The organism is Aquisphaera insulae (assembly GCF_011064615.1).
GTDB classification, from domain to species: domain Bacteria; phylum Planctomycetota; class Planctomycetia; order Isosphaerales; family Isosphaeraceae; genus Aquisphaera; species Aquisphaera insulae.
This window is the reverse complement of record NZ_JAALJH010000274.1, coordinates 1-373: the sequence shown is the minus strand read 5'-3', so window position 1 is coordinate 373 and position 373 is coordinate 1. Positions and strand designations below refer to the sequence as shown.

At 63.5% G+C, this 373-nt stretch carries 1 protein-coding gene; it reads right to left on the bottom strand.

Going from position 1 to position 373, the window contains the following annotated elements; all coding sequences use genetic code 11:
* The coding region (locus tag G6O54_RS37110; RefSeq protein WP_205679200.1) for a transposase at positions 1-294 on the bottom strand (294 nt) is incomplete at its 3' end.
* Between the last annotated feature and the right edge of the window lie 79 nt (positions 295-373).

The window sequence follows — 373 nt, the reverse complement described above, 5'->3', positions numbered from 1 at the left end:
ACCGGTGCCGACGGTGCGTTGGTAAGCGTGCCAGCGTTGGGTGTGAGTCATCGTCAGCCACCTCATGAAGTCGGATAGATCGCCCGCTTCGCGGGGCCAGACCAGGAGGTGGAAGTGGTTGGGCATCAGGCAGTACGCCAGGAGCCGCATCTGATATCGTGCGAGGGCCTGGACGAGGACGCGCTCGAACGCGGCATAATCGTCGTCGCCTTCAAAGATGCCCATCCGCGCGTTGGCGCGATTCAGCTCGTGGTAGATCAGCCCGCCTTCAGCCGCGCGAGGTGGTCTTGGCATGGCTTCATGGTAGGACGACGCGACGCGGATGTCAATAAGGCTCCTGACCCCTTATCCGCCTCCCGTCGCCGCCAGGTCC